General features: G+C 44.2%; 10 protein-coding genes. 7 read left to right on the forward strand and 3 right to left on the reverse strand.

Features of this window, described 5'->3' with window-relative positions:
* Positions 1-172: 172 nt before the first annotated feature.
* On the reverse strand, positions 173-937 hold the full coding sequence (locus QVA83_RS20480) for a MipA/OmpV family protein (protein ID WP_014950971.1): 765 nt from the start codon (positions 935-937) through the stop codon (positions 173-175).
* A gap of 253 nt (positions 938-1,190) precedes the next feature.
* Here QVA83_RS20480 and QVA83_RS20485 point away from each other — a divergent pair, with 253 nt between their 5' ends.
* The 3 genes from QVA83_RS20485 to QVA83_RS20495 are packed head-to-tail and all read left to right on the forward strand — an operon-like array spanning position 1,191 to position 4,158.
* On the forward strand, positions 1,191-2,066 hold the full coding sequence (locus QVA83_RS20485; protein ID WP_287498898.1) for a glucosamine kinase nucleotide-binding domain-containing protein: 876 nt from the start codon (positions 1,191-1,193) through the stop codon (positions 2,064-2,066).
* Entirely contained in the window at positions 2,063-3,205 is a 1,143-nt protein-coding gene (nagA, locus tag QVA83_RS20490; protein ID WP_287498899.1) for an N-acetylglucosamine-6-phosphate deacetylase, read from the forward strand. Before QVA83_RS20485 ends, nagA begins: the two co-directional genes overlap by 4 nt.
* A 47-nt stretch (positions 3,206-3,252) precedes the next feature.
* On the forward strand, positions 3,253-4,158 hold the full coding sequence (locus tag QVA83_RS20495) for a hypothetical protein (protein ID WP_156077966.1): 906 nt from the start codon (positions 3,253-3,255) through the stop codon (positions 4,156-4,158).
* Between the two features lie 96 nt (positions 4,159-4,254).
* Here QVA83_RS20495 and QVA83_RS20500 read toward each other — a convergent pair whose 3' ends face one another.
* Both QVA83_RS20500 and QVA83_RS20505 read right to left on the reverse strand, forming a co-directional pair.
* Complete coding sequence (locus QVA83_RS20500; protein WP_014951404.1) at positions 4,255-5,847, reverse strand: ABC-F family ATPase; 1,593 nt, start codon at positions 5,845-5,847, stop codon at positions 4,255-4,257.
* A 99-nt stretch (positions 5,848-5,946) separates the two neighbouring features.
* Positions 5,947-7,548: an esterase/lipase family protein gene (locus QVA83_RS20505; RefSeq protein WP_231513042.1), complete on the reverse strand. Its 1,602-nt coding sequence runs from the start codon at positions 7,546-7,548 to the stop codon at positions 5,947-5,949.
* Between the two features lie 581 nt (positions 7,549-8,129).
* On the opposite strand from QVA83_RS20505, the gene QVA83_RS20510 reads away from it, so the two are divergent.
* The 4 genes from QVA83_RS20510 to QVA83_RS20525 all read left to right on the forward strand — a co-directional run.
* Entirely contained in the window at positions 8,130-8,510 is a 381-nt protein-coding gene (locus tag QVA83_RS20510; RefSeq protein ID WP_014951406.1) for a PA2779 family protein, read from the forward strand.
* A 4-nt stretch (positions 8,511-8,514) separates the two neighbouring features.
* Complete coding sequence (locus QVA83_RS20515; protein WP_287498900.1) at positions 8,515-9,444, forward strand: PA2778 family cysteine peptidase; 930 nt, start codon at positions 8,515-8,517, stop codon at positions 9,442-9,444.
* A gap of 79 nt (positions 9,445-9,523) precedes the next feature.
* Entirely contained in the window at positions 9,524-9,934 is a 411-nt protein-coding gene (locus tag QVA83_RS20520) for a hypothetical protein (RefSeq protein ID WP_069943824.1), read from the forward strand.
* Positions 9,935-10,128: 194 nt separating this feature from the next.
* Positions 10,129-10,339, forward strand: a 211-nt coding sequence (locus QVA83_RS20525; protein ID WP_287498901.1) for a hypothetical protein, incomplete at its 3' end; no start/stop codon positions are given.

Here is a 10,339-nt window from a genome sequence, read left to right on the forward strand (position 1 = left end):
AAACATAGTTTGTCTACGGTACCACTGTGGGAAACGCTAGCGTTTAAAAAGCCCGCGTAGCGAAACGCATTAACTCAATATTAAAAAGCCCTCTTACAAGAGGGCTTCTTTGATGCTAACACCTTGTATTTAATCTATCCACCCGGTTGTAGAGTAGGCTATTAGCAATAGTCTAGAAAAAGCGTGTATAAACCAGCATGGCGTTAAGCGCGGTATCATCGTCTGTCAGTGGGCTATCGCTGATGCTATCGTCAAAGAAGGTGGCGCCAACTTCTAAACGGGTCATGCCGCCCAGAAACTGCCGGGTCGAGATGGCAACGCGTACTTCCGTATTGAGCGCGCTATCGCCGTTATATGCACTTCGAAATGCTGTGGCTTCTTCAGGGCGTACGCCGTAGTAATAGTCGACGTAATTGCTGTCTTGGTAGTTTACGCCTATAGACGGCTCGATCATGAAGTTATTTATTCTAAACCTTTTCCCGATACGGGCGGACGCTTGGTAGCCATCAAACTTACCAAGAATATCGGCATTGGTTGACAATGAATAAACCCAGCTACCCGTGTTGTAGTTAAGCCCAACTCCAGCCGCGTAGCTAAAATCTCTGTCGTCCATACCTGTAAATACGGCACTGTCATCTTCTTCATAACCTGCAAATATCGGGACAAGCTGAGCGTCAAGAGTAAAGCCACTTTCGCGAAAAAGTTCATAGCCAATAAATGGTCCGTAAACGCGTAACTTTTCACCGGTGTAGCCGATAATAGGAATAGGAACAACGCGATTATCAAAGTCGGTATATACATCTTGCGATGCTGCGACGCCAAAACCCCACATCCAACCCTGAGGCTGTTGAGCGCCAGCTTGTTGTGCAAAAGCAGGAGTAGAACTAACACCTACACAAGCTAGAGTTATTGCGCCAATAACGGTTTTTAAATTCATAGGTAAATTTCCTTTTTAATCAAGATACTGCTCTGCTGTGTTCTTCGATCATATTCACTTGTGCCTATTGAGCTAAGCTGTACGTTTTTGCAGTGCCTTCTGAGTGGGCAATTATCTATGCGGATTGGTATAAGGGCCTTCAGGTAACGTGAAAGGCTGCGTTACTGGCAAGAAAGCAAGTTATTCTGTGAAATCGGTGTGGTAAAGTGCATACAACAAGTTGTATTGAATAGTTTAGAGAAGCAGGTAACCCGTGAGTTACAAATATGTAGTGGGTATTGACGGTGGTGGCACCCGGTGCCGTGCATTGTTGCAAGATATTGATGGCAATACATTAGGTGAAGGGGCGGCAGGCCCTGCAAATATAATGACCAACCCCGAACAAGCAATGGGCTCGGTAATAGACGCAACGTTAGACGCAATAGAAAGTGCTGCGTTGCCGATTACATGTGAAGAAGTGTTGCTAGCTGCTGGATTGGCAGGAGCGAATATTCCGCAAGCAAAGCAGTCTTTTTTGGCGTTAGACAACCCATTTGCCGATACCGTGGTGATAAGTGATTTACACGCCGCTTGTTTGGGCGCGCACGAAAATCAGTCTGGAGCCCTTATTATTTGCGGTACAGGTTCAGCGGCAACCCGTTACGACAAGGGTATATTTACTGACAAAGGTGGTTACGGTCTGCAAGTTGGCGATGATGCAAGTGGTGCGTGGTTGGGCTTATCAGCTATAAAGCATGTACTGCTTTCTTATGACGGCGTAGAGCCCGTTAGTGAACTAAAGAACCGAGTTTGTGAACACCTTAATTTAGCGTCACCTCAGCAATTAGTGACCTTGGTGGCAAATTACAACGCTGCAGATTTTGGTGATATTGCCCCAGTGGTTATACAGGCTTATCGAGACCAGTGTGCCGCCGCAACCTCTCTTATTCGAAAGGGAGCAAATTACCTCAATCAGTTGGGTGAAGCATTGATTAATCAGGCTTCTACATTGCCGCTATGTTTGGTTGGCGGTCTCGCTGATGTTTACACGCCTTTACTTTCGTCTTCTATCTCTTCTAACTTAACAGCGCCGCTAAAAAGTGCTGAATATGGCGCTATCAGCTTTGCCAAAAGAGTAAAAAGCGAATGATAGAATCAATTACTGTCGAGCAGGTTTTAACGCCAAGAGGTTGGCTTGAAAACCAAACCATTACTGCTGATAGCGGCAAGATAGTCAGTATTAGCGATGCGACCTCAGCAGAGCTCAGTAGTATTTACAACGGAAAGCTCATTCCCGGTTATTTCGACACGCAAGTGAACGGCGGTGGTGGTGTGCTTTTTAACCATAGCCCTTCTGCCGCTATAGTAGAAACCATGGCGCTGGCTCATCTTCGTTTCGGCACAACGTCCTTGTTGCCAACTATCATTACCGATAATGCTTCAACAATGGCTCAGGCGGCGGATGCCATTGCGGAAGTAATGGCGGGCGGCCCAGAGTGCATTAAAGCGTTAATAAAAGGGATTCACTTTGAGGGGCCCTTTTTGAGTAAAGCAAAAAAGGGTGTGCACGAAGCACAATTTATAAGAACGCCTTCTGACGCAGAGCTTGCAACCTTATGTCGCAAAGATATTGGTAAAGTCTTACTTACTGTCGCACCAGAAACGGTGAGTACTAGCTTCATAAAAGAAATGGTTGCTGAAGGAGTTGTGGTTGCAATTGGGCACACCAATGCCAGCTATGAGCAAGTCCAGGCGGCTATCGACGCGGGAGCTACAGGCTTTACGCATTTGTACAACGCTATGTCTGCATTAACCTCCCGGGAGCCAGGGGCCGTTGGTGCCGCGTTGCTTAATGACAGAGTATATTGTGGTTTTATTATCGATCATCACCACTTACACCGCAAAAGTGCTGAGTTGGCATTAAACGTGAAAACTGCCAACCGCGCCATGTTGGTTACCGATGCCATGGCGCATGTGGGCAGTGATATTGAGCGTCTTCACTTTTTTAATACCGAGATCGTTAGGCATGGCGATAAACTTACTACGCCAGATGGCAAAACACTGGCTGGCTCGTGCTTAGATATGCATAGTGCAGTTTTGAATACGCACAATGATTGCGGTGTAACGTTAGAAGATGCGAGCAAAATGGCGAGTGCCACGCCGGCTCAATTTATGGGGCTAGATAGTGACATAGGCAGCATTACCGAAGGTCAGCGCGCAGACTTTTTACTGCTTAATTCCGCCAATGCACTGACCCACGTTTTCAGTAATATGAGAATGGTCTTTTAGGTAGAAATTTAGTATTAACTTAAATGGCTTTGAAATAAGGAAGTGTTATGAAGTTTGTGACAAAGTTTACTGTTCTGTTAGCCGTATTAATGTTGGCTGCAGGGTGTGTTACGCAACGAGGTATGGATTCTGGCGAAAGCGTTCCTTCTCAACCTAATAGCGAGGAAGCCACGCCAACTGAAAGCACAGAGCAAGAAGATGTGGTGCAAGATGGCGACAGCGTAAATGATGGAACCACGAAAGGCGAATCGACTAAAGAGCCAGTTAGCAAGCCAGTTGCGCCACCAAAACAAAAAGTTGGGGTATGGGTTAGCGCTAAAAAGTTTCCCACTCACACGCACATCGGTACCACTAAATTTAACAATTTTACGAAAGAATATAGCTACGACTGGCAATTGAACAACACGCTGTATAGCACATTCAAAAAAGCCATTGAGCAAAACAGTCGTTTCACTGCGGTGGATATCTCTTCTATGGTTGACGATGCAGGCGCCCTAGATTTTGTGATGGGTGAAGGAAATAACGGGGCGTTCAATGACAAACAAAACACGTTAAGAAAATCGTTGTTAAACAAAGGCATTGCCACTGTGATTATCGTTGAAGAAGCGCCGACGGTGGCTATTACCGAGTGCGGTACTTATGGATGTTCAGAGCATCGAAGCAAAGGGTTCGGACTGTTTACGCGTAGTTTTTTGGGGACCGATCACTATATTGCTTCGGCAAGCTTTAACGTTAGTATTGAGCGTTTAGACAAGCCAGTTGATATCTTAACGCTGCCAGTGTTTACCGAATTTCAAGACGATGCGCTAAAAAATGAGCGTGTTGAAGATTTCACACCGCCAGATAACTTTGATGAAATAACGGAACAAGAGTTAGCGCCAATTAAAAATACGATTGTTAACTACTTTGACCGCTTAGCGACAGCGGTTGGTAAGTATTTATCTGGTCAGTAAGCTTTTGATATACTGAAACAAAAAACGGGCACTTAAATAAGTGCCCGTTTTGTTATGTGGCTCACTTCATCTATTGATGAAGGCATCGATATATAATTACGCGTTTTCTTTATGCGCCAAAAACTCTTCGTAGTTTCCATCGAAGTGATTCAGTTTCTTGTCTTTAATTTCGATGATTTGCGTCGCCAGTGACGAAACGAATTCACGGTCGTGACTAACAAAAATAACAGTGCCATCAAACTTGTATAGCGCATTGTTCAAGGCTTCAATCGACTCCATGTCCATGTGGTTAGTGGGTTCATCCATTACCAATACGTTGATGTCTTGAAGCATTAGCTTTCCGAACAGCAAACGGTTTTTCTCACCACCAGAACATACCTGCACGCGTTTGTTGAAGTCGTCAGACGTAAATAGCAAACGTCCTAACATACCTTTTATTTGCAGGTCATCGTGTTTGGGGCTACGCCATTGGCTCATCCACTCAAACATAGTGATATCTTCGGCAAAGTATTTAGCGTTATCCTGCGGAATGTAACCAATCGCAGCGTTTTCAGCCCACTTATAGCTACCTGCGGTAGGTTCAATGTCATTAACCAAACACTTCAAAAGCGTGGTTTTGCCGGCCCCGTTCTCACCAATAATCGCCAGGCGCTGACCTGCTTCTAATAGCAAGTTAGCATTGTCGAATAGCGGAAGATCTGGGTAACTATGCCCTAGCTCTTCAAGAGTAATAGCAAGTCGGTGAAGCTTCTTATGTTGGTTAAATACAATATAAGGCTTACGACGGCTAGACGCTTTTACCTCAGCTAATTCAATTTTCTCAAGACGGCGGGCACGCGAGGTGGCTTGTTTCGCTTTCGATGCGTTGGCAGAGAATCGCGCTACGAAGCTCTGTAGCTCTTCAATTTCCGCTGACTTCTTAGCATTCTCTGCATGAAGCTGTTCTTGAACGAGCATGGCAGCTTGAATGTAGTCGTCGTAGTTACCCGGATAAACGCGCAGCTCACCATAGTCGATATCGGCCATGTGCGTGCATACAGAGTTTAGAAAGTGTCTGTCGTGCGAAATAATAAGCATGGTCGATTTACGTTTGTTCAGCTCTTCAGCTAGCCAACTGATGGTGTAGATATCCAAGTTGTTGGTTGGTTCGTCTAGAAGCAGAATGTCAGGCTCAGCAAATAATGCCTGCGCCAAAAGCACACGTACTTTTTTACCAGGTGCGACTTCTTTCATTAAACCAAAATGATAGCTTTCGTCGATGCCTGCAGAGTTTAAGATATCGCCAGCGCGTGCTTCAGCAGTGTAACCATCCATCTCGGCGAATTGGGTTTCCAAGTCCGCCACGCGCATGCCATCTTCTTCGCTCATTTCAGCCTTGCTGTAAATGGCGTCGCGCTCTTGTTTAACTTCCCATAGTTCACGGTCACCCATGATAACGGTATCGACTACGCTAAACTCTTCAAACGCAAACTGGTCCTGACTCAAGATACCTAGCTTTGTGCCTGGCGCCATAGAAACGTTGCCCGACGATGGAGTAAGTTTACCGCTTAGAATTTTCATAAAGGTAGACTTGCCACAACCGTTTGCGCCAATTAGGCCGTATCGGTTGCCGTTGCCGAATTTTGCGGAAATATTTTCAAATAATGGCTTAGAGCCAAACTGCATTGTGATATTTGCGGTGGTAATCAAAACAGGTATCCAGGGGTAAAACGATGAGAAGAGATAGTAGTGAAAGCGGTTGTCACTTCACTAATATATAAAAGCGCGCGCACTATAAGGAATTGAGGGCTACATGTCGAGGGAATTTTGAACAGTTTTTGCGCTGATGTGCTTTTGGCGAAGCTTATCAAGTATAAACTCGATTGCCTGACTGCTTTTGAATGAGTTATGTGACGAGTTAACAATTGTTGTGTCTTTTGCCTCAGGTAAATATGCGCTGCTATAACTGACGACAGAGTCAGTTATAGCAGCGCATTCTGTTTCTGACTGGCAATACAAGGTACTGGTTGAGCCAATAATAGAATAGCTCTCGCCTTCTACAGGAATGTCGGCTAACGCTGTCATCAGCGGGTGATCGGGGCGCAACACTTGGACGCTATCTGGCCCGTAGTTTTGCAAGATAGGAAGCATAGCAACGGTTAATCTGCTCACGCCTACTTTTTCGATAAAGTTTTTAAATAGCGCTTTAAAACTAAAAGGGAGTGTGATGAGTGAAGAGCCTAACGATCCTATAAGGCTATTAGCTATTTCTGAGCCTCGGTGTGGAGTGTCGAGAAAAAACACCGTATTCTCTTTATACACAGGACTAAATATAAATATATCTCGCAACATTTCATCGCCTTCAGCAAGTAGCGCTTCTGGAGGCTCTGTGAAAGTAGTATCCCATAACGTGTTATCTGAATGCGTTGAAATCAGCTTTGCGATTACGCCGCCCATACTATGCCCTATCAATACCGCAGATGAAGAAGCGCCTTCCGATGACGCTATCCGCTGGTTTAGCTTGTACAGTAAATTGCGAACTCGCATGGCGTTATAGAAAGGAGGAGGGCCTGATGGGTAGTACACGTGCAATATCTGATAGTGTTGAGATAATTCTTCGTCATTGAAAATAGCCATTGTGAGATACCGCCAAATTAACGGGTCTGAATTGAGGCCATGAATCATAATAATCGGGGTTTTGACTGAAGAAAGCTCTCCAATACTAAAGACTCCCATTCTCTTTTCAGCGTCTTGTGCATTAATAAATCCTAGCCAGCTGAAATTATGGATGTCGGCATTTTGTAATAGGGAAAGGTAAGCGGCAGCAGGTGAGTACCGTTGCGTGTATGTGTTGTTTCCAACCAGTATTTCGGTAGGCACATCGACGTGTTGGGCTTGCAAGGATATGTGAATTCTAAGCCCTTTCAATGCAACCGACTCAACTTGAAGGGAGTAAGGCGAGTAGATACCTTCTAGTGGATAGTTTAGGTCAAGGCTACGGCCATTCTGTGCTTGGTTGCTAATTCGAGCCACTGCCGCACCGCCAAGTTCACCAAATACCTTAGGAGAGAGGCGAGCGTCTAAGGCTTCTATTTCTGAAACTAAAACGAGCTCGCTTGGGCCCGAGTAGTTAACCTGAATTAAGTTGTCAGTTGTATGTCTAAGACGGAATAACTTGTTTACTGCGAGGTTATACCCGTCGATCCCTATAGCACGATGCGCATCGGAAAGACTGTCTCTTTTTAACAAGGTAATAAAGCAATCGAGCGCAAGCGCAATATCTAGTGTAGTACTTTGCTCGTACGAGGTGCACCGAGCAGCCAGTTGTATGTTGTCGAAGTGGCTTAAGTCGGGCAAATAGCCATATCCATAAGCACCGGCCAAAGACAAAGGGGATACTTTTTTACGCATAAACTTATCTGAACTGCATGCACTAATACAGCAGACAGTCGCTACCAATACCCAATAAATGAGATTCTGCTTGATGCGCATTTCACCCAACGCTAAAAAAAGTATTAACCTTTTATAGCGTGTTTTTGTCAAAAATTGCACCTCAAACTTAACTCCATATGGTATGAGGCGTGAAATAGGCGTTTCGAAACACCCGCTCATTCCACAGAGTGCCCCTTATTGTTTGTTGCTTCTTTTATATTAGTGGCAAGCAAATAATTCCAGCATAAAGAAAATATTACATAAAAGTCAGCGCGCGGTGATGCATCAATGCAGAATTAACGAACAAAGCTTTGATCTGCATTCTTCGTATAAAGCTCACTTAAATCGTTATTTTAAAGAGAAAAAATGGAATCTTGTCTATTATGAAAAAAAGGCATTTTTAGTTGGTCTTAATCTTGCTGTTCTTATCTACTGAAAATAAACCGCAGAGCGCAAATGCGTCTGCTGAATCAGTGCGAAGTTTTATTTCACTCTAGTTTATCGTGAGTTAGGTAACGCAAAAGAAGAATAAAACTGGGCATTTTAAAGAGGGAAACATCATGAAATTTTTGAAAAAAATTGCGATTGGTTGCTTTTCGGCAACGGTTTTAATGTCAGGCAGCGTGCATGCAGAAGCAATTAGCTCAGATTCCGTAATGCAAACTCAAGCCGCTCACTACAATAAGCAGCAGCTAATTGACATGGTTAATCGTGCAGACGTGCAGAGTAAATTGGTTAGCTTAGGTGTAGATAGCAACCAAGCTATCGCCAGAATCAACGGCATGACCGACAGCGAAATTGCCCAATTAAATGATGAAATTAATCAAGCGCCAGCGGGTGGCGTTGTGGGCGCAGTGCTTACCGTACTTGCTATTATCGCAATTTTGGACCTAATTGGTGTAACTGACGTTTACCCATTTATTCGTCCAGTGAACAGCTAATTGAATGATCAATTCAGTTAAAAAGGCCTGCGCGTTAGCAGGCCTTTCGCTTCTATTTTTGCTTTCAGGCTGTCAGTCCACACCTCAAGCTGACAAGCTGCGGCAAGAGGGACTAGCCTCTTTACCTGAATCTCACACTATTCAATCTGTTCCGTTTTTCCCCCAAGAACAGTTTTATTGCGGGCCTACCACACTATCTGAAGTGTTTGGTTACTATGGTGAAAGCACCTCTCCAAATGACATTGCGCCTAAGTTATTCATTCCCAGTAAAGAAGGGAGTTTACAACTAGAAATGGTGAGCGCTACCCGACAATTTGGTTTTTTGCCATATACTGGGCGAGGCACGTTAACGTCAATTATGTCGTTAGTTAAAGACGATATCCCAGTGATTGTTTTTCAAAATTTGTCCATCCAGTTATTACCCCAATGGCACTACGCTGTTGTTATTGGGTTCGATAGTGATAAGGGGACGGTTACTTTACATACCGGCCTTACGCCTAATCACGAAATGTCGCTTGAGCTTTTTGAAAGAACGTGGGGAAGAGGAAATTACTGGTATTTGGCACCAGTTCCTCCTAATGTAACCTCGCCTGAGATGACACCGTTCACTTATGTAAGTGCGGCTTACGACATGCTTAAAGTGGGAGATAAAGCGCGTTCATTGGCGTTTTTGGAAACCGCGTCGCATACATGGCCAACGTACTGGTTAAGTTATTTCCTGATTGCCAATTATTACTTAGAGCAAAACGACAACCAAGCAGTGGCTTGGTTTGAGAAAGGCTATGAAGTGGGGCAGCACCAACATGTTTATGTTCACAACTACGTATTAGCTTTGCGCGAAAACAACATGCCCGAGAAGGCAAATACAATTCTAAAACAGGGGCTTGAACGCTTTCCCAATAACGAACCGCTGTTAACATTGGCTGAGAAATAAACCTAAACTTTAAGAGTATTCGCATTTACGAAAACTTATCGTTTACTATTAACCTAGGAAGTAATTGTGAAAGTAGGCTATGCCAAAAATACTGAGCTCATCAACAATTTCGTACGAGAACGGAGTAGTCACCACTCGACTCTATGGCGCGTTTAATGAAAAAAGTGCGGAAGACTACAGCGATCGCCTTTTTAAACTAGTCATAGGACTGAATCAACGACCCTTTTCCCTTCTGGCAGATATTAGCCAAGTTGAAGGTGCAACTCCTGAGGCCTTCGACATACTCAAGCGTATTATAAAACGGCTCCCTGATATGGGATTAATCGCGAAAGCTTATGTTTATGAAGGACCTGTTATACGCGGAATAATGTTTCAGAGGATCCCCGAGCTCAAAAGTATGGATTATCTTTTTTTCACAGATATTGACGAAGCTTCTTCGTGGTTGTCTCGCGAATATGAACGCAAACTATCTCTGCTCTCTGATTCCTAATTAGCCTGTAATAAGTTAATAGCGCAATTAACTATCTCATTTTCCCACATCTGGTTGGTGCAGTTAACTCTAGTGGTTAACCCCTATGGTGGATGGGCGTTTTTTGCTCGATCCTAATTTGGTTAACGCTATCTAGTCGTTGCTCAGTATTAACGCTGAACGCATTGATAGCTCCAAATTTTAAGGATTGAATAATGAAAAAAAGAACCCTTATATATGCTGCGGTAGCAGCGGCTCTACCTTTCGTAGCAAGCGCCTCCAAAGTACACGCACCCTTAGATACTTCATCGCACCGCATTGCTGAAATAAATCTGACTGACAATGTTGTTAACCCGCCAGCAAACAGCTTGTTTCAAATGGCGTTAGACCAACTGCAAACCACATTCCCATTATCTACATTACGAA

The sequence above is a fragment of the Alteromonas sp. AO-Serp genome, from assembly GCF_017849675.1.
GTDB lineage: Bacteria > Pseudomonadota > Gammaproteobacteria > Enterobacterales > Alteromonadaceae > Alteromonas > Alteromonas macleodii.